This is a genomic window from Edaphobacter sp. HDX4, from assembly GCF_036877565.1.
Classification (GTDB): Bacteria; Acidobacteriota; Terriglobia; order Terriglobales; family Acidobacteriaceae; genus Edaphobacter.
In genome coordinates, this window is sequence record NZ_JAEDXW010000009.1 from 67010 (window position 1) to 86828 (window position 19819).

Consider the following 19819-nt stretch of genomic DNA (forward strand, 5'->3'; position numbering starts at 1 on the left):
AATCCGCCGATTTGCACCAGAATCAGGGCTATTTGGTGCCTGTACGCCGTAAGTACAGCAAGCAGGCGCCTTAACCGACTGGCCAAGAGTGGTCCCGCCTAGAACTCCCTCGATTCGATCCTGTGCGGCGGGAACCCGAATGTTAACTGAATAGAGAGCTGATCGACGGCCCCAGCAGTCAGAGTCTCGTTGACTGGCAGACATTGGACCGAACGGTCTCTCTTCGATAACGAGTAAGTCTCTTCGTGTCCCTTTATCTTCCTGCCTACTCTTATTAAGGATGGGGGGGAGAACAACGCTGCTTATTCCCCCTGCTCGCTGAGCGGTTTAGCATCGGAGAGAAGCCGGCTCGCAGGGTGGAGTCTGCAGTTATCGACTATGCCGAAATCTTTCTCTCGTTGCCAGCTCCGGGTCTCAGCTCTTTCTCTTGTTCTTTCGTTCGCGGCCTTCGCACAGGCGCAGATGCTGGCTCGTCCCGGATGGGCCGGGTCGGGGATGAACGCTGCTCCGTGGTGGAAGCACGCGGTGATCTATCGGGCAGACCCTCGCAGCTTCGGCGGATTGCATGGAATTGCGGAGCATCTGGATTACATTCACTCGGTCGGCGTCGACGCTGTGCTGCTGACGTCTTTGAGTGGAGACGCGAAGCTGGCAATCGATCAAGGTTCGGGGACGATGGAGGATTTCGATGAGATCGTTCGCCGGGCAAGCCAGGAGAGCATCCGGGTCTTGGTGGAACTGGATGGAACCCAGCCGGATCTTGCAGCGAAGACGCGGCTCTGGCTGGTCCATGGCGTGGCCGGCTTTTACGTTCCGGGGGCGAATGTGGATCAGCTGGCCGAAGTGCGGAAGACCGCCGGAAGCCTTGGAGGGCAGCGCATCGTGATCGGCGATGCTGACGTCGGCGGGGCGCAGAGCCGAAACAGTGCCGGGCCGCAGCTCGTCGCCGATCCGAAACCTGGAACCCAGGAGAAGCTGACGGCCTCGTTGATCCGCCCGGCGCTGGAGGCGACGGAGCAGATGGCGGAGGAGGGACGCGCGGTTCCGCTGCTACTGTCGGACGGGCCGAAGCTGAAGCCCAGCATGAGCCGTTACGGCGACGGCACGCACAATCTGGAGATTGCGAAGTCGGTTGCGGCGCTGCTGATGACGACGCGCGCTGGAGCGATGGTCTACTCCGGCCAGGAGCTTGGTCTCGATGAGGCGGCGAAGGAGATCTCCTTCGCGACCCCACAAAAGAAGGGCGAGCAGCCTGCCGCGACGAGTGTCGCTGCCGAGAACGCAAGCCAGACTTCGCTGCTGAACTGGTATCGCCAGCTCAGTGCGTTGAGCCACAGCAACCGTACGATGATCTCCGCCGCCACGACCGTCCTGAATCACGACGACCAGAAGGTGCTGGCGTGGGTCCGCAGACCGGCAGCGGCTTCGCTCGGGAATCCACCGATTGTGGTGGTGGAGAATCTGTCCTCCCAGCCGGTGACCGTCTCCCTTAAGGCGGATATGCAGAACCTGCACCTGCGAGGCAGCTTCCTGCGGACGGTGCTGCGATCAGACAGCGGCATGGGAGCCATGCATCTGGACGGGATGACACTGGGGCCTTACGCTGTAATTATCGGGGAGCTGCGGTACTAGCCCACCCTACAAATACGCACAAATTCTTCCATCCATGAGACTTAGGTCCGGACCTCGATCTTTCCTGCCACGACCCGACCTCGGTTTTAGTTCTGATATCAGTGTAGCGACTTGGCTGAAATGAATCGGCAGATGTATCTGCATGTTTAGCCTGGGTTTGTGGGTGAGGTGGGCTTGACAGGTTTCCGGGCGGGAGCTCAGCGGCTGAAGCCGCATCATCCGCATCCTGTTACGCTGTCGCTGGGCCCTTACTTCCTCAAAGCGAAGGAGAGCACCATGCATCCTGCCAGGCGAGTCGCCCGGGATTCCGGCTTCACTCTTATCGAGCTGCTGGTCGTCATCGCCATCATCGCTGTGCTCATCGCTCTGCTGCTTCCGCGCGTGCAGCGTGTGCGTGCGGCGGCGCAGGATAAGGCTGCGAGCGACGACCTCACGACCATCGGCAAGGCGCAGATCGCCTATCACCAGACCTCCGGCACCTACAGCGCCACGCTCACCGCGCTGACCACCCTTCCTGCCAACATCGCATCCGGCGAGGCCGACGGTCACCGGTTCTCCGTCGTCTCGTCGTCGCGCGAGTCCTTCCTCGTGCGCTCGACTCCCACCAATCCCGGCACCACCGGCCTCGCCACCTGCACAATCGATCAGACCCTGAAGATCGCCTGTTGAACCAGACTGCCGTTGGTCGAACAACAGCAGACTCCTCTACTCCGCCACGTGATGCAACCGTCTTCTCCGGTCGGGATGACTCAACGCTCGCCGCTATAATCCCAGCATGTACACGCCTCAGGCTGGAATCTTCGCTCTTGGAACGTCCTCGCATGCGTACCTGGAGTTTGACGTTCTGGACACGAAGAAGCGCCAGGAGTTCGCCTCCACCATCGCCGCCATTCGCGAGCCGCGGACAACTACCGGAGGCGTGAACTTCGTCATCGGCTTTCGGCCTGAGCTCTGGCGCGATCTGGCTCCCGAAGACACTCCGCCGGGCGTGGAAGGTTTCAACAACGAGGTCAAGGGAACGGAGGGATTCACAATGCCGGCCACGCAGCATGACGCGCTCGTATGGCTGTCCGGAAGCGCCTATGACGTTATCTTCGATATGGCCCGCTCCGTCGTGCATGACCTCGCCGGTCTGGCTACCCTGAGCGAGGAGACTTCGAGCTGGCCTTACCGGCACGATCGCGATCTCACTGGCTTCATCGACGGTTCTGAGAATCCAACGCTGCTCGAAGCTCCCAGCGCCGCGCTCCTGCCAGAAGGCTTCCCCGGCGCTGCCGGATCCGTGCTGTTGCTCCAGAAGTGGAAGCATAAGACCTCTGAGTGGGAGGCCCTTCCGGTCCCTCAGCAGGAACGCACCATGGGACGCACAAAGCTCGACAGCATCGAGCTCGAAGACAAGCCCGAAGACTCGCACGTCGCCCGCACCGATCAGGATGAGTTCGGCCACATCTTCCGCCGCAACATGCCCTACGGAGACGTCGAAGACCACGGAACCGTCTTCGTTGGATTCAGCGCAGACCAGAAGCGGCTCTCCAAGATGCTCGATAGTATGGCAGGGCTGGTCAACGGCAAGCGCGATGCGCTCACACGGTTTACCCAGCCGCTGACCGGCTCTTATTACTTCGTGCCTTCGGTCGAGAGTCTGCTGCGCTTACGCTAAAACGCCCGTGGCGCCGATGCTTGTCATACGCAGGCTGAACCGGAATCACTCTGTTCTCAGTGCATCCATCGGGTTAAGCCTGGACGCTCTCTGTGCGGGAATCCAGACGGCCAGCAGCGCCGTTAGAGTGAGGATGATGGGAACAGCGATAAAAGCAAACGGGTCCCACCACTTCACTCCGAAGAGCAGGCTGGCAATCAGGTGAGCTAAAGCAAATGCTCCTGCAATCCCCAGCGCCGTTCCGATCAGTGCAAGCCGCATGCCCTGCCAGATCACAAGTCCGCGAATCCTCGATCGGTCGGCCCCGAGAGCCATCCGTATTCCCATCTCCTGGGTGCGCTGCTGCGCCGAGTATGCCATCAGACCGTAGATGCCGATGCTGGCAAGCAGCAGAGCGGACGCTCCGAAGATCGTGAGCAGGAGCATATTGAAGTCTTCGCGCGCCGTGGAGTGGACCACCACCTCTTCCATCGGACGCACGCGTGCAACCGGGAAACCATTGCTGGCCTGACGGAGCTGCTCCGTGATCGCGTTCGCCATCTGGCGAGGATCGGTTCGTGTCCGTACGATCCAGGCCACGGGGCCGATGCTTGAGTTCAACGCTGTCATTCCGTCGGTGACCTGAGCCTGGGGAACGATCATGAGCGGCCGCGGATCTCGATTGAGACCGCCATCGCGAATATCCCCTACAACCCCGACGATCTGACGGGCTGGCTCATCAAACTGCGGCCCCACACCTTTCCCGATGATGATCTGCTGACCGACCGGATCTTCCTTCGGCCAGAACTTCTTGGCCATCGTCTGGTTGATCAGGACCACTCCCGGAGCGGTCCCGGTATCGGTCTCCGTAAAGTCTCGCCCGCGCAGAACCGGAATTCGAAAGACCGAGAAATAGCCGGGCGATGCACTCATCCATCCCGCGCCTCCGGTCTGCTTGTCTTTGCCGAGAGAGCGTCCCACGACAATGAAGGGGAGACCAAACCCTCCTTCCAGAGGAAGGCAGCAGGAAGAAGCCGAGGCCTCCACACCGGGAATAGCGTTGACGCGCTCACGACCAAGCTCGACCAACTGAGCGACACCGGCGGTTTTTTGGAATCGATCCCCCGTGAGGGACATATACATCGTGAGAACGTGATGCGGATTAAAGCCAGGATCCACCGCATGCAGCGCCACGAAGGTGCGGATCAGCAGAGCTGAACCGACCAGCAGGATCAGTGCAAGAGAGACCTCGCTGATGACAAGCAGCGAGCGCGCCTTATTTTGCCGAAAGCCGGTACCCGCCCGGTTGCTGCCCTCTTTGAGGGTGGAGTTGACGTCGGGCCGCGAGGCTCCCAGCGCGGGAAAGAGCCCGAAGATGACGCCTGTCAGCAGCGATACACCCAGCGTAAAGACCAGCACGCGCCAGTCGATCCCGACACCGGCTCCTGTCTCTCCGATGCGCGGGATATTGCCGGGATTGATCGCGAGCAGCCAGCGTACCCCCGCGTACCCAAGGATCAGCCCCAGGACTCCTCCCGTTACCGAGAGCAGGAGGCTCTCCGTAAGCAACTGCCGAATGATGTGAGAACGGCGCGCCCCCAGCGCAATGCGGATCGCGAACTCGCGCTTTCGTCCGGTCGCGCGGACAAGGAGCAGATTCGCGACATTGGCGCAGGCGATCAAGAGCACTAACCCGACGGCTGCAAGCAGAATCAACAGCGACGAGCGCACACCGCTAACGACAGAATCCCGAAGCGGCTGGACCGCAAAACCGTTGTTCGCGTTAAAGTCCGGATAGCGCCGGCGGTATTGCTGAGCAGCCAGTTTGAGCTGTGCGTTCGCCTGGTCGAGGGTGATCCCCGGCTTGAGGCGACCCGCAGCCATAAAGAAATGTCCCTGGTTCTCGCTGTTGGGATCGAACTGAAACGGAATCCACATGTCCGACACCGGATCGGTCTCGAAGTTCGGGCCCAGTACGCCTACCACCGTATACGAATCCCCGCTCAGGGAGATCTCCGTTCCGACGATCTTCGGATTGCCGCCAAACTTCCGCTTCCAGAATCCGTTACTCAGAACGACAACGTGACCGCCGTTCGGAAGATCTTCCTGCGGGGTGAAGGTACGCCCCACCTGCACCGGAGCGCCAAACAATGCGAAATAGTCGTGAGTGACATGAATGCCGTGAACCTGCTCAGGAACGGAACCTGTCAGATTGAATCCCGGGCCACCAAAGTCGTAAGCGGCGACATCCTGAAAGACATTGCTCTGCTGCTGCCAGTTGTGAAATTTGGTAATCGAAGCCGCCGGGCCGTTTCCATTCGGCGACGTGGAGAGAAACTGAACGATTCGGTCTGGTTCCGGATAGGTGAGCGGCTTAAGCAGCACGGCATTAACCACGGAAAAGATCGCCGTGTTCACCGCGATTCCCAACGTGAGCGCAGCCACCGCTGCAATGGAGAAGGAGGGACTCTTGGCAAGCATGCGAACCGACTGTTTCAAGTCGGCGAAGAAATCACTCATCGATCACCCCAGATATTCACGAATCTGACGTCGAGGCAAGCTTACACGCAGTGTGATCGATCCACTCCTGAAGAAAGATATCTTTCTGGAAGATTCACCATAGCGCCAGCGAAGCCGTCGCCCAGTCCGACAGGGGGATGAGTCGGCCACGACTCCTCGCCGGTGCCCATGCATGTTGTCTTATCGGATGGAGAGGAGCCCTCAAGAGCAACTCGAACCGCGATATTTTAAGAATTACAGCAGGCCCGAGCATTCACCGGCCTAGTTCTTGTTGCGGGAGTCCCACGTTACGCAGTTCTGTGTTGGATTGCGCCAGTCGATACTCTGACATCCGGCCACACTGTTCTGTCTCACATTCTTCCCGCCGAATGGCGTGAGCTTCGGCGGTCCAAGAAGCCCCAACACCTTCGCGTCCCACGAGGTCGGAACCAGCGTGTCACCCTTCATATCGCAGAGCAACGGATCGATGGCGGGCTGATCTTTTTGCGCGTCGAAGACGATGCTGACCTTCTTACCCTTCTGCGTCCAGTGAGCATGCCAGAGCTGTGGATCTTTGCCCACCCAGTTCTGTTCCACGATAGCTGTGCCGTCGTTGGCGAACTCGATCATCACGACTCGATGCACCTCCGGCGAGAAACCTCCGCTGCCGGAGTAGAAGCCCTTCAGCTTGGCCGCGTGCGCCAAAGAACAGAGCGACAACGTCACGGCCATCACCGCCAGCAGGAGTCTCGTCCGCATGGATGACATAGTACATCTGTCCATCGCATCTCACCTCGTGCGGAGTGCCCGGTCAGTGCGAACAGCCGCACCCTCCCTTACCCTCCTCCGATTCGTACTGGTTATGCACCTTCGCCCAGTCCGGCAACGAATGAGTTGGGCCGTACTCCTCGCGTCCCTTTGGCAGCACGTCGAAGTAGCCGTAGATCCCCATAAACTGTTCGCTCCCGCGTCCGAACGCGCCGTAGGTTCGAAAAATATCGCCCTCTGCATTCTTGTAGAACACGCTGTGTCCCGAGAGAGTGAACGTCTCCGGCCCGATACGGTGCTCGCGAAGGTTGTAGGTTGTCTTCCCCGCCTTTACCTCTTCCGGGCGAAACGACACGTGGAAGTCATAGTTGAAGTCAGACTCAAAGGACGAGACCCAGCAGAACTTCCACTCCATGCGCTTGCGAACTGTCTCGATCTCGTCAATCGGTGCGCGCGATACAGCAACGTACGACATATCGTGATGCTCGAAGTGCGGCAGCAGCCCATCCACATGATCCGACTCCAGCGAACAACCCGGGCACTGCCACTGCTGTCCCGGCTCCATCATGAAGTGTTTAAGAAACAGCTGGCTGTGCCCTCGAAAGAGGTCCGCCAGGGTCAGATCTCCCTCAGGCCCCCTGAACCTATAGCTCTTTTCGATCTTTACCCATGGCAGCGCCCGAGCCTCTCTGGCGAGCTCATCGCCCTGCCGCATATATTGCTTCTCCTTCTCCATCAGCGCCAGCCGGGCCTTCAGCCACTCGTCCTGTGAGACCACCTGATGCTGCTCCATCGCCCGCTCGTTGCGGCTGCGGGCCTCGGCAATCTCAGCCTCGACCTTCGGATCGTGTGCTTCGCTCATCACCCATCCTCCATACAGCAATTAGAACGGTATCCGCATTCCATGTTTTGCTCGACGATAGTCTGTTCGTCACAAATCTCTGAGGATCCTTAACCGGCGAGCCGGCATCCGCGAGCGTTGGTTCACAAAACCGCTGCGTAGTCCGCGCGCCGATGCTCTCCTGTCGAGATCTCCTTCCACAGATCCCACGCGAACTTTACGAGTGACACGGCGAGCGCCAGCTTAAACCCCAGCGTAATTCCGGCATTGATACCCTCAATCGAGTGCAGGCTCTCCATCGAGACAGCGCTTCCCGCGACAAAGAACGTTCGCATCTGCACCATCGCCACCAGAATCATCACACCAAGAGCGCTCACCGCGAGTTGCAGCCAGCCGCGCACCCTGCACATGGAAGGCACCAGTGCCATCGCCTTCAAAGGAATCATCGCAATCAGCAGCCCAAGGATCTGCCAGTAGAAGACATGCCACTCCGGCGTCAGCTCGAACGGCATGCCGTGCAGGATCTTCGCTCCCGGCCCGACAATCAGATAAGGATGATCAGGAACGGCCAGCAGCCACACCACAATCAATATGCTCACGATAAGATCGGCAACACCGTTGGCAAACGAGTGCTTCTTACCCTCGCTGCGCTCCAGAGGAGGAAGGTCCCGCACGCTCCACCTGGGCAGTGTCAGCTTTGGGAAGAAGCGCCCCTGCCCGTACTCGAAGGCAGCAAAGCCCAGCGTCATGATCCCCCAGAAGGTCAACGCCACTCCCGGAAAGCGTCCGAATACGGTTCCGATCTGATGTCCTATATCGTCAGCCGAACCTGAGCCAAGGAAGATGCTGACCAGTTGCACCACCGCATACGCGAGCACGACCAGCGGAAAGCTGCGCTTCAACGTGTACCAGTACACCGGAAACAGGGTTGGCCCAATTAAAAAGTGCTGCGCCCCGTAGCGCGATGCGACCAGCACCGGCATGCCATGAGCTTCAAGGACCGCCGCCAGCTCCGATTCGGTCAGCGCGCGTCCCAGCTCCTCCTCGCGTCCCTCAATCTCAGACTCGAGGTTCGCCCTCAGCTCCGCCAGAGTGTCCTCACGGCCTCTTCGCGGAAGATGCTCTCCGACTGCCTGCAGATAACGCTTCAGAAGTTCCATCGCTTTATCTCTCCTTCCGGACAATTCGACCTATTGAATCGTTGATCCTGTTCCACTCCGCGAGCAGCAGTTCGAAGATCCGCTCTCCCTCGACCGACAGCCGGTAGAAGCGCTTCTTCCGCTTCTCCTCCTCGCGCCATTCGCTGGTCAGCAGGCCCTGTGTCTCCAGTCTCCGCAGCAACGGATACAGCGTGCTCTCCTCAATCTCCAGACCCGCATCGGCGAGCGATTTGCGGAGTGTGTAACCGTAGTGCTCCACATGAAGCTGCGCGAGCACTGCCAGAACCAGGCATCCACGTCGCAGTTCCAATCGCAAAGAATCAAAGAGCTCTCCGCCGGCTGCATCGCCGCTCGGCCTGGTGCTTGTCGCCACGTCTTTGAGAATCGAATCCATACTGTATGAAATATACTGTATGTCAAACAGTGTATGGCATCAAGTACTATCCACCAGAATCGCCGGTCTGAGTGAGGCCCGCACCCCTCCACTCCATCTCCCCGTTTTGGACAAACTCACCGGATTGATGTTTTGCTATGGAGGTTCAATGACTTGCCGCTCGCACCTCCGCCCAATGCGTTCTGAACCAAGCGGCTGCTGGCCTGAACCGATATCGACTTCGACCGCGCAGAGAATCAAGCGCGGTCAAAGCTGGAGACTGGATGCAACGAAGAAACTTCCTCAAAATCGCGGGCATGGCCACGATGTCCGCAATCACCTCCGGACCCGCTCTCGGTCAGCCCGAATCTCCAGACAAGCCCAACATCATCGTCTTCATCTCTGACCAGCGGCGCTTCGGACTCAGCAAGGGGCACGGCTATCCTGCCGACACCAGCCCCACGCTCGATGCTCTTGAAACAGCCGGCCTCTCGTTTGAGAACAACTACTGCACCGCTCCCCTCTGCGTTCCCAGTCGCATCTCCATGCTCACCGGCCGCTGGCCGGTCGCTCATCGCGTCCGCATGAATCTCCAGGCCCGCGATGCCTTCTTCACCGAAGACATGTACCAGGTGGCAAAGAAGCATGGCTACCGGACCGGCCTTGCGGGAAAGAACCACACCTATCTCAAGGAAGGTGACCTGGACTACTGGCGCCCTTACAGTCACGACTCCGGCCCCATCGACGCAAGCTCGCATCCTGAGTCAGCAGCCTTTGAAGAGTGGCTGAAAGGGCTGCACTACAACGTTGCAGAGGAGCCTTCACCCTTTCCTCTCGAGACCCAGCTCACCTACCGCATCACCACCGACGCGATCCGCTTCATCGAGGACAGCAGCAGCCAGCCCTTCCTTCTTCAGATCAGCGTTCCCGAGCCCCACGACCCGGAGCAGGTTCCCACCCCTTACTGGAACATGTTTCCGCCGGAGAGTGTGTCCGCACGCTGCGCCGGGCCTGAGGCCCTCTCCTCCATGGGACCCCGCGCGCGCTGGGAGTACAACCTGCAGCAGGACAACTTCCCCGACACCGAAAAGCAATGGCGGCGGTACGTCTCCAACTATCTTGGCGCGCTCCGGATGATCGACGACCAGGTCAAACGTCTCACGGAGTTCCTCGACCAGAAGCAGCTCACCCGGAAGACGCTCGTGGTCTTTACCGCCGATCACGGCGACTACCTGATGGACTACAGTCTCGGGAGAAAAGGCGTAGGCCTCTACGAGGACCTCACCCACACTCCCCAGATCTGGTGGGGATACAACGTAAAACACACCTCCGCAGGCAAATCCGCCTTCACCTCCATGGCCGATCTCATGCCGACTCTCTGCGAGGCCATGGGAGCCGAAATCCCGGCCGGCGTGCAGGGCAGAAGTCTCTGGCCTCTCCTCCAAGGCCAGGACTATCCGGCGCAGGAGTTCCGAAGCATCACCTCCAGCGCAGGCGTCGGGGGACTCTACTACGAAGAGGAAGACCACATCCCGACCTCTATCTCGCACGACAAGGATCGCCCCGGTAGCTGGGACGAGCTCAACAAGGTCACGCAGAGCGGAAATCAGAAGATGGTCCGCATGGGAGAGTGGAAGCTCGTCTACGACATGATGGGCTATGGCGCCATGTACCACCTCAAGCAGGACCCCTGCGAGCTTCATAATCTCTTCGGCAATCAGAAGTACAAGGACATCCAGGCCACTCTGATGGCAGAACTTGCCATGTGGGACATCCGCCTTGAAGACACTCTGCCCACCGGTCCGCAAAACGGCAAGTATCAGACTAAGTGGCCGCGCGCGCACAACTGGTACTCCCCCTACCATCGCGGGGAAGCGCCACCCAACCCGTTTATTCCTTAGCTCTCGGTGCGCCCTGATCGGACAGCACCTTCCTCGCCCGAGTCTTAAGTTGTGGCGAACAGGTATCGGAAAATGGATTCACCAGGAACGTCCCTGCAATTCCAGATACCAGAATGCTTCCGTCGGAGTCGAAGTGCGCCGTACGGAACTCCTCTTCCGGAAGGTCATTAATCCGTCTCCAGCTTTCGCCGCTATCCTCGCTTACGTACACTCCCGTCAGCGAGGTGACGACCTCCCGGTTCAGCTTCGACGGATCGACCTCGATGCTGTAGGCCCGGATATTCGATCCCGCCTCATCCGTCGTTCGATGCAGCAGAAATCGCGCGTTCGTAGCTCTCCTCACCACTCCGGGACCAGTCGGGTTATAGACCCCCCAGCACGCCGCCAGGTGAAGACCTCCCACGACACTCATTCCGTGGATGGCGGAGTCAGGCCCCACACCGTCGATGCGGCTCCATCGATGGCTGCGGAAGTTAAGCAGATAGACCTGGTCGCCGGTTCCCAGGTAGAGAAACCTGGGATCCCTGTTCTTGGGCTCGTCGAAATCTATCGAGAGAAGGTCCATATCGGTCGGAAGATGAGGCAGCGGACCCTCTTCAATCCATGAGCCATTGTCATCTTTGCGATAGCTGAAGATCTGGGGATTCAGATCGAAGTAGCCATACCCCAGAATCAGGCGTCTTCCGTCCGACGTCATCGCGACGACATTTGCCCTTACCGGGTCGCCCGGCTTCTTGGGGATAGGAATCTTCGGAGGCGACGATGGAACCCGCGGTCCTGCGATCGTCTTCACCACGGTCTCGGCTCCACCCGCCTGCGGAATGACTTCGAACGCTCCACGCTGCGTCGTGATGACAAACGAGCTTCCCCCGGGAGAGACGATCAGCCCATTCCTCAGCCCCTCACCGATCCCTGCATCGAAGTAGCGCGAATCCACCCGTGCCACCTGGGTCCACGTCGCGCCGCCGTCGATCGTCTTCGAGATGTACATCGCTCGCTGCTGCGACGGAACCTGATTGCTCAGGTCCGCAGTGAGGCCCCACATCACGTCGGGATCGTTGGCGACCGGATTGGGATCGTTGGCAATCGTCTCGATAAAGTCGCTGGCAAACTGGTGACTCCCCGGAAGCCCAGACACCCGATGAACACGGCAGCTGTCCAGGTCATCTCTAACATCGCTGTCAGCTTCAGAGGAAGCCGTAGCATCGTTGACCACGCCATGCTTCAGTACCGGAGGCCGCGACTGCAGCGTCTGCCCCGACACCACCACCGCGACAGCCATCCACAGTGATAGACCTGTCATGCGAAGAGTGGCCCGACATGTATACCGGAGCGCCATCACCAGAACACCTGCAACGTGCTTGGACCTGCCCTTAATCTACTGCAAAAGCTGCAGGAAAGCCTGATCGGCGATGATGTCCTTGCCCGCGTGGGGCGTGACATCACGGACGGCACCGGCCTCTCGGGGGCCGACTTTGGTGTCCTCTCCCGCCTGTCCGCTCTCGGCAAAGGTGAGATGCGCCAGCAAAGACTCGCCGACTGTCTGGGATGGGACAAGAGCCGTCTCTCCCATCACCTCACACGCATGCAGCAGCGCAAGCTCATCGAGCGACGCGATGCCGAAGATCGTACCGTCCTCATCGTGCTCACCCAAACCGGCCGCGAGAAGCTCGACGAAGCCCGTCCCATCCACGCCGCCTCAGTGCGCCGCAACCTGCTCTCGCGACTCACAAAGGAACAGGTCGAAACTCTCGTCCGCATCAGCAACATCCTCGGCGAAGACGACTGATCCCGCGTACAGCACCCGGAACAAGACACGCCACAGGCTATTCGTCTCGAAGCGTCATGGCCGGATCGATCCCGGCGATACGCAGGGTCGGCGTGACAGTCGCGACCAGCACAACCGAGGCAAACGTCAGGATGACAATGATCATCGTGGGCAGGTCGTAGACGCCGACACCGTAGAGCGCGCTACGCATGGCTCGCAACGCTCCTGCACAAAAGATCAAGCCAAGCACGAGCCCAACAATGGAGGCTCGTACACCCGGCGTTCCAATATCCAGCATGGCTCTCTGAATGCTGGAGCCCAATGCGATACGGATGCCAATCTCCCGCGTCTTCTGCGTGACCATATTGGCCACAAGCGCAAATATTCCGATCGAGCTCAACAGGAGAGCCAGACCAGCCAGCGTCGTCAGCAAGGCAACCTCGACCCGTTGCGTCGCCAGCGTCTTCGCCTGCAGGTCGTGCATGCTGTAGAAACCAGAGAACGGCAGATTGGGATCGACACTCGCCAACTGGCGCTGCATCTGGGCAGTCAGACCTTCGACAGGTGCGGCAGTGCGAACAATCCAGCTCGGCTGAAACCAGATGTGTACGGCAGAAAGCAAGCTCGGCGCGAGCTGTGACGCCGGGATGTAGACGGTCTGTTCTCCTGTGAGTGGAGCGATGGGATCGATTCCCGGCGCCATCGCTACGTCCTTCACCACACCGACAATCATCGTGCCTTTGAACAGATGACGGCCCAGCGGATTGGCGCCATGGAAGAACTTGCGTGCGAACGTCTCGTTGACGATGCACACCGGCTGCGTATCCGGGCCGTCCGCATCGGTAAAGGACCGTCCGGCCATAATCGGGATCTGCAGGGTCTCGAAGTAGCCGGGAGTGACGTACGTCTCATCGGCAGCAGCCTTCTGCCCTGCCTCCTTCCCGTCGCTGATCGGTAGTCCGGCCATAATCAGGGATCGTTCATACGGCAGGCTCAGGCCGACAGCAGCGTGCTCGACGCCGGGTATCTGCTGCATGGCGGCGATGCTCTGATTGATCAACTTCAGGAAAGCTGCCGGCTGTCGGTATCGCACATCGTCAAGAGAAGCCTTCGCCGTCATCACTCCCGCTGGATTGAATCCGGGCGGCAATGTCTCAAGATGAATCAACGTCCGGATCAGCAATCCTGAAGCCGCCAGCAGGACCACGGTCAGTGCGACCTCGCCGACGATCAGTGCCTGCCGCACCCCCAGACGATCACTGCCGGTCGCCGTACGAGATGCAAGCGTAGCGCGTACATCGAACTTCCGTGCCACCACCGCAGGAAGCATACCGAACAGCACCGTGGTCAACAGGGAGATGAGCAGCGTAAACATCAGCACCCGCGTATCCAGGGCTACATGCGCTACCGGCAGAAAGTGTTCCGGCAAAAGCAGGAGCAGCCCGCGCACCGCGCCGAAACCTGCGCCTATTCCGGCAGCGCCACCGATCGTCGCCAGCAACAGGCTTTCAACCCACAGTTGCTTTTGTATCTGCCATTGCGAAGCACCCAGGGCCATTCGCGTGGCAATCTCCGGTGCGCGACGAAGCGTCCGTACCAGCGACAGCCCTGCGAGATTGGCGCAGGCGATCAGCAGGATCAGGCCGGCAGCCAGCATCAGGATCAGCACCTGGGGACGCAGCTGGGCGGTCTCACCCTTCTGAAGTGGAACCGAATACCACGAGGCCTGCGCTCCCGGATCGTCCTCCAACTCATATCGCTGGGTCCTGAGCGACCACGCATGGTTGATCTCTGCATCTGCCTGCTGCCATGTAGCTCCGTCTCGCAGCCGGGTGATGACCTCAAAGTTTGTTCCTCCGCCTTCGCCCTTCCGGCTCGCCTGCACCGAGGTATACAGGTCCGCGTTCAACGGTGTCACCGCCCCATCGGCAAGCACTCCAACAACGGTGTAAGGTTCGCCTTTCAGCAGGATCGATCTCCCGACGACATTCGGGTCGGAGCTGAAGGTATTCCGCCACAGGTGATAACTCAAGATTGCAACATGGGGGCCTTGAGGACGATCCTCCGCCTCCAGAAAATTACGCCCCATCACAGGCCGGACCCGCAACACGTCAAGATAGTGCGCTGAGATACGTCCTGCGTGCAGATACTCCACATGCGTTCCCGTCTGGAGATTCACCCCCGAGGACCTGCTGCTGGATACGGCGGAGATCAGCGATGGCACATTGTCACGCAGAAGCTCCCATTGCTCTCCATTCAGCTTGTGGCGCTCGTCATAGGGGTGCGCCCCGGTCACCCGCGTGTAGATCGTGCCTATCCGTTCTGGCTGCGAATAGGGCAGATCGTTCAGCATGAGCGCATTGACGAACGAGAAGATCGCGGTGTTCGCACCGATCGAGAGTGCCAACGTAACAATCATCGTCACGGTGAACCCCGGGTTTCGGTATAGCTGCCGCGCTGCATAACGGACGTCCCGCCAGACCATCTCCAATCCCACACCGGCCCGGCCGTCACGTACCGCCTGTTTCAGTTGCTCGGCACCACCGATATCTCGCAACACGCTGCGCCGTGCCTCCGAGGGAGACATGCCCGCGGCAACTCTCTCGTCCATCAACATCTCTACATGTCCACGGATCTCATCATCGAGCTGAGTTTCAACCTGCTGCGTCCGAAACAGGTTTCGCAGCATGCTCTTCGCGCGTGCCCAGAGTCTCATCACTCACCCTCTAAGTTGCTCTTAAAGCATTCGCCATCCCGAGAGCCACTCGATTCCACTGCTCTCTCTCCACCTCAAGCTGATTTCTTCCCGCCTTGGTCAGCCGGTAAAACTTCGCTCGGCGATTGTTCTCCGATTCGCCCCAGAAGGAACTCAACCAGCCCGCCTCCTCCATGCGGTGCAGGGCGGGAAAGAGCGAGCCCGGCTTCACCAGGAAGGTCTCATCGGATACCTGCTCAATCCGGCGAGAGATACCCAGGCCGTGCAGCTCTCCCGTACTGAGTGCCTTGAGAATAAGCAGATCAAGCGTCCCCTGCAGGAGACTTACTTGCTTCGAGTTCATCTTTTTCGGTCCCTCTATCGAATGTCTATATGAAGGTGCGCCTCTTCGTATAGATTGTCAATAGGAGATTCGAACGCTGCGCGAAGCTCTTCCGAATGCTCCGAAAGATCAGCTCCGCTTTCGACCCATGATGTTCACTCTGAGCGAAGCGCCTCGGTTGGATCGATTGAGGCGGCACGGCGTGCGGGGATATAGCTGGAGAAGATGGCTGCAGCCAGAAGCAGGCAGATTGCAGACGCGAACGTTCCACCGTCCCATCGGCTCACACCAAAGAGCAGGCTGCGAAGAAACGTTGTGGCCGCGAGCGAGCAGAAAACTCCACCAACGATGCCCGCAGCCGAAAGCCATGCGGCCTCCTTCAAGATAAGCCGGTATACAGAGGAGCGTTGCGCCCCGAGGGCCATGCGTACTCCGATCTCACGCGTCCGCTGGCCTACGGAATAGGAGATGACGCCGTAGAGCCCGACCGTGCCCAGCAGAAGAGCCAGCCCGGCGAAGGCTCCAACCATCCACGCCGCCGAGCGGTGAAGATAAGCCGATTGCGAGTGATTGATCCTGTCCGTCATCGTCTCTTCCTCGTCTGTGATGAGCCCAGGATCGATCTGATGAATGGCTGTGACCATCGAAGGGAGCATACTGTTCTCCGCCTGGGCGGTGCGGAGTGTCACATAGAAATCATTCGTGGAATTCTGATTGAAGGGCCGATACACTGCGGCCGTCGGCTTCATATCTAACGCACCGTCCTTAAGATCATCGACAACTCCGATCACTTCGATGGGATGTTCCGGATCGTATTGATTAATGAGCTGCTTGCCGATTACGTTCTCTCCGGGAAACTCCTGCAACGCCATGGTCCGATTGATCACAGCCACTGGTGTTTTTGAGGCGTCGTCCGTCTCCGCGAAGTATCTTCCCTGCAGCAGGCGCGCTCGCAGACCTTCGAAATAGCCGACGCTCGCCGTCTGTTCGATCGCTTCATCTCCTTCTCCCACATACGATCGTCCGGCTACACGAAAGTGCGCGAATCGATGGCCGAGACCTTCACCACTGGCCAGGGGCGGCTCTGCCGCGATCCCGGCCGAGGTGACGCCAGGAAGAGCCGACAATCGCGACAGAATTCGCCGCTCCAGCGTGATATTGCGAGTGGCGTCATCCCACGGTCCCAGCCGCAGGACATGCACGACGGCCAGGTGTTCGACTGACATACCCGTATCGACATGCATCAATTGGTAGAAGCTCTTGGACAGTAATCCGGCGCTCACCAGCAACACGACCGTGACCGCCAGTTCCACAGCTACAAGCGTGGCCCCAAGCCCCCGCCAGCCCCCGGCGGACGCCCGCCGGCCTTCCGTCAGGCCCCTTTGCGGGCCGGAAAATAAGAGATGAATGGATGGCCCGGCGGAGAAGAGAAGGCCGCCCAGGATTGCGATAAGGATCGCAAAGACCGGGAGATGCCAGTTCCACGGGATGTGCTGCAGGTAGGGCATATTCTCAAGAGCCTGCGGCGGAATCTGCGCTTTGAGAAGCCCTATCGAGCTGGCCATAACTGCCAGGCCGACGGCGCATCCGCAGGCAGCCAGCATGAATCCCTCGACAACAAACTGGCGGATGATTCTAGGGCGGGAAGCTCCCAGCGCCTCACGAACAGCGATCTCCTGCCTGCGGCTCTCGGCTCTCACCAGCAGAAGGCTGGATACATTGACGAAACCGATAAGGCAAAGCAGCGCCGCGCCACCGAGCAGTGCGATCATCGTCGGCCGAATATCTCCGAGGATGGCATCTGGTAGAGGTAGAACCGTCGCAGTCCTGTCGCGATTCGACTTCGGATACTCCCTCGCAAGCTGGCCACTGATGGCACTCATGTCTTCAGAAGCCGCTGCAACCGACACGCCCTCGTTCAGGCGTGCGACACCGTAATAAGGGAAGCACGTTGGGAGGTCTTTGCAAAGCCCGTGCAGTGTTCGCCAGAACTCCGCTCTCCCCACCGGCGCAAAGTGGAAATCTCGCGGCAACACTCCCACGATCAGAAATGGATGGCCGTTCAGCGTCGTCGTTTTTCCGATCACCTTCCTGCTTGCGCCAAATCGCCTCTGCCAGGCTTCGTAGCTGAGCATGACGGTCTGCGGGGCAGACTCTTCATCTTCCCCGGGCTGAAAGTCACGTCCGAGAAACGGCGCGACTCCCAGGGTACGAAAGAAGCCATCGCTGACCAGCGCTCCCGTGGCCTCTTCGGCGCCACTCGCGCCGTTGAGAGTGATGGGATCGGGCCGATACACGTCGAGTGAGGAAAACACGCGGTTCCGCTGCTTCCATGCGTGATAGTCAAGGTAGGAGAGGTGATATCGATCACCCACCGGGATACGCTCGTAGAGCGCGACCAGCCGCGCAGGATCTCGATACGGAAGCGGCTTCACCAACGCCGCGTCGACAAAGGCATAGATCGCCGTGCTCGCTGCGATACCGATCGCAAGGACTGCGATGGCGGTTGAGGTAAATCCGACTTTCCTGCGCAATTGACGGGCGGCAAAACGCACATCCTGCACCAGATCCTCCAAAAGCCTGGTGCCACGTTCCTCGCGACATCGCTGGCGTACCTGCTCCGGGCCTCCCAGGGCCAGCCGCGCACGACGTATTGACTCAGGAGAAGAATGACCGCGTTCGCGATGCTTCTCTGCCTCGCGTTCCAGATGGTAGTGCAGCTCTTCCTGCAACTCCTCCTCGACGCGTTGACGGCGAACGAGAGCGCGTAAGCGATAGATGAGATCGTTCAGCACGCGACCCTCCTAAGCCATTCCGAGAACATGGTCGACCGCTTCGGTCAGCTTGCGCCACTCCACGGTTTCAGCAGCAAGGTGCGCGCGTCCCCTGGACGTCAGCTCGTAGTACTTCGCGCGACGGTTATTCTCGCTGATGGCCCACTTCGCCTTCAGCCAGCCTTTGCGCTCCAGCCGGTGAAGGGCCGGATACAGCGATCCCTGCTGCACCTGGATTGCATCGCGTGAGACCTGCTGCAGACGTTCTGAGATAGCCCAGCCATGCAGAGCCTGCAGGGCCACAACCTTCAAGATGAGCAGATCAAGGGTGCCTTGAGGCAATTCGAGTCGCGGTTCCATCATTCCATCTCTTCCCTGCTGCTTCGACAGAAGCAACTTATCGAACCATACATGGGAAGCAGGAAAACTCACAAATCTTTCCTTGAATGTCCATACTTCGCCACCGCATTTTTTCTTGCTCCGGGTAAAGTCTCGCTCTCCCGCCGCCCTCTATCGCTCCGCCGTCGCGCCGTGCTCCATACAGGCATCCATTCCATGGGCGAACCTGCATCTCATGACAATGGTCGAAGCTGTCCTTTGCGATATTGACGGAACCCTGATTGAGAGCAACTGGCTTCATGCCGCCGCCTGGAAAGATGCCTTCGAGGTCGCCGGCGTCAATCTCGACGTCGAAGCCATCCGCCGTCAGATCGGCAAGGGCGGCGATGAACTCATACCCGTCTTCATCCCCTACTGGCGTCGCCGCATTCTCGAGGAGCCCTTGAAGGCCTATCGCAAGCTCCTCTTCAGAACGCAATACTTGGATCAGGTGAAGTCCTTCCCCGATACCCGGGAATTCTTCCACCGCATGAAGAAGGCCGGCATCAAGACCGCCCTCGCCTCTTCCGCAAATGAGGAAGAGCTTGACACTTATAAAGCCCTTGCCCGCATCTCCGACCTGGTTGACGTCTCGATCACGGCAGACGATGTCGACCATGCCAAGCCCCACCCCGACATCTTCGAGACGGCACTCCACAAAGTCGGCGCCAAGCCCTCCAGCGTCCTCGCTCTTGGCGACACACCATGGGACGCCGAATCAGCAGGCAAGGCTGGCATCCGCACGATCGGCGTTACAACCGGAGGCTGGACCCACCAGGAGCTCTACGACGCCGGTTGCATCGAGGTCTACAAGGACATCTCCGATCTGCTTCAGAACTTCGATTGCAGCGCCTTGGCCACCCTTCCCTGAACGCGTCAAGCCATCTTTCTCGCAAGTATATGATTTAAAATGGGATGTGTTTGCGTATGAGTTTAGCCCGGTACGCTATTCTTAAAAGAGCATCCACGCAGAGCACGCACCGTAAACAAAACAAAGACCCGGAAGTAAGCTCCCGGATCCTGCTTTGTTTTCAATAATTTGCGATCA

At 59.3% G+C, this 19819-nt stretch carries 16 protein-coding genes; 6 read left to right on the top strand and 10 right to left on the bottom strand.

Annotated elements, in window-relative coordinates:
* Positions 1–378 precede the first annotated feature (378 nt).
* The 3 genes from JAO29_RS10615 (at position 379) to JAO29_RS10625 (ending at position 3292) form a co-directional block, all read left to right on the top strand.
* Positions 379–1632 carry an alpha-amylase family glycosyl hydrolase gene (locus JAO29_RS10615; RefSeq protein WP_334268185.1) on the top strand — a complete coding sequence of 418 codons (1254 nt, stop codon included), beginning with the start codon at positions 379–381 and terminating at the stop codon, positions 1630–1632.
* A gap of 174 nt (positions 1633–1806) precedes the next feature.
* Positions 1807–2301, top strand: a complete 495-nt coding sequence (locus tag JAO29_RS10620; RefSeq protein ID WP_334268186.1) for a type II secretion system protein — start codon at positions 1807–1809, stop codon at positions 2299–2301.
* Between the two features lie 106 nt (positions 2302–2407).
* Positions 2408–3292: a Dyp-type peroxidase gene (locus JAO29_RS10625; protein WP_334268187.1), complete on the top strand. Its 885-nt coding sequence runs from the start codon at positions 2408–2410 to the stop codon at positions 3290–3292.
* 45 nt (positions 3293–3337) lie between these two features.
* Here JAO29_RS10625 and JAO29_RS10630 read toward each other — a convergent pair whose 3' ends face one another.
* From JAO29_RS10630 to JAO29_RS10650, 5 genes are all read right to left on the bottom strand, one after another.
* Entirely contained in the window at positions 3338–5791 is a 2454-nt protein-coding gene (locus JAO29_RS10630; protein WP_334268188.1) for an ABC transporter permease, read from the bottom strand.
* 261 nt (positions 5792–6052) lie between these two features.
* The gene (locus JAO29_RS10635) at positions 6053–6529 is read right to left on the bottom strand and encodes a hypothetical protein (RefSeq protein ID WP_334268189.1); all 477 of its coding nucleotides are present in this window, start codon (positions 6527–6529) and stop codon (positions 6053–6055) included.
* A 52-nt stretch (positions 6530–6581) separates the two neighbouring features.
* Positions 6582–7400, bottom strand: coding sequence for a DUF899 domain-containing protein (locus tag JAO29_RS10640; protein WP_334268190.1), 819 nt, complete (start codon positions 7398–7400; stop codon positions 6582–6584).
* A 122-nt stretch (positions 7401–7522) separates the two neighbouring features.
* Positions 7523–8539, bottom strand: coding sequence for a hypothetical protein (locus JAO29_RS10645; protein ID WP_334268191.1), 1017 nt, complete (start codon positions 8537–8539; stop codon positions 7523–7525).
* A gap of 4 nt (positions 8540–8543) precedes the next feature.
* Positions 8544–8933, bottom strand: coding sequence for a PadR family transcriptional regulator (locus JAO29_RS10650; RefSeq protein WP_334268192.1), 390 nt, complete (start codon positions 8931–8933; stop codon positions 8544–8546).
* Positions 8934–9196: 263 nt separating this feature from the next.
* On the opposite strand from JAO29_RS10650, the gene JAO29_RS10655 reads away from it, so the two are divergent.
* Positions 9197–10813: a sulfatase family protein gene (locus tag JAO29_RS10655; protein WP_334268193.1), complete on the top strand. Its 1617-nt coding sequence runs from the start codon at positions 9197–9199 to the stop codon at positions 10811–10813.
* Here JAO29_RS10655 and JAO29_RS10660 read toward each other — a convergent pair.
* Positions 10803–12095, bottom strand: coding sequence for a hypothetical protein (locus JAO29_RS10660; protein WP_334268194.1), 1293 nt, complete (start codon positions 12093–12095; stop codon positions 10803–10805). The genes JAO29_RS10655 and JAO29_RS10660 overlap by 11 nt on opposite strands.
* A gap of 75 nt (positions 12096–12170) precedes the next feature.
* Here JAO29_RS10660 and JAO29_RS10665 point away from each other — a divergent pair, with 75 nt between their 5' ends.
* Positions 12171–12602, top strand: a complete 432-nt coding sequence (locus JAO29_RS10665) for a MarR family winged helix-turn-helix transcriptional regulator (RefSeq protein ID WP_334268195.1) — start codon at positions 12171–12173, stop codon at positions 12600–12602.
* Positions 12603–12639: 37 nt separating this feature from the next.
* Here JAO29_RS10665 and JAO29_RS10670 read toward each other — a convergent pair whose 3' ends face one another.
* The 4 genes from JAO29_RS10670 to JAO29_RS10685 all read right to left on the bottom strand — a co-directional run bounded on the left by JAO29_RS10670 (position 12640) and on the right by JAO29_RS10685 (position 18753).
* Positions 12640–15297, bottom strand: coding sequence for an ABC transporter permease (locus tag JAO29_RS10670; protein WP_334268196.1), 2658 nt, complete (start codon positions 15295–15297; stop codon positions 12640–12642).
* Between the two features lie 10 nt (positions 15298–15307).
* Positions 15308–15640 (bottom strand): PadR family transcriptional regulator, encoded by a 333-nt coding sequence (locus tag JAO29_RS10675; RefSeq protein WP_334268197.1) that lies wholly within the window; start codon positions 15638–15640, stop codon positions 15308–15310.
* Positions 15641–15774: 134 nt separating this feature from the next.
* A complete protein-coding gene (locus JAO29_RS10680) occupies positions 15775–18414 on the bottom strand; it encodes an ABC transporter permease (RefSeq protein WP_334268198.1) in 2640 nt (879 codons plus the stop codon).
* Between the two features lie 9 nt (positions 18415–18423).
* The gene (locus JAO29_RS10685; protein ID WP_334268288.1) at positions 18424–18753 is read right to left on the bottom strand and encodes a PadR family transcriptional regulator; all 330 of its coding nucleotides are present in this window, start codon (positions 18751–18753) and stop codon (positions 18424–18426) included.
* A 214-nt stretch (positions 18754–18967) separates the two neighbouring features.
* On the opposite strand from JAO29_RS10685, the gene JAO29_RS10690 reads away from it, so the two are divergent.
* Positions 18968–19642, top strand: coding sequence for an HAD family hydrolase (locus JAO29_RS10690; protein ID WP_334268199.1), 675 nt, complete (start codon positions 18968–18970; stop codon positions 19640–19642).
* Positions 19643–19819: the final 177 nt, after the last annotated feature.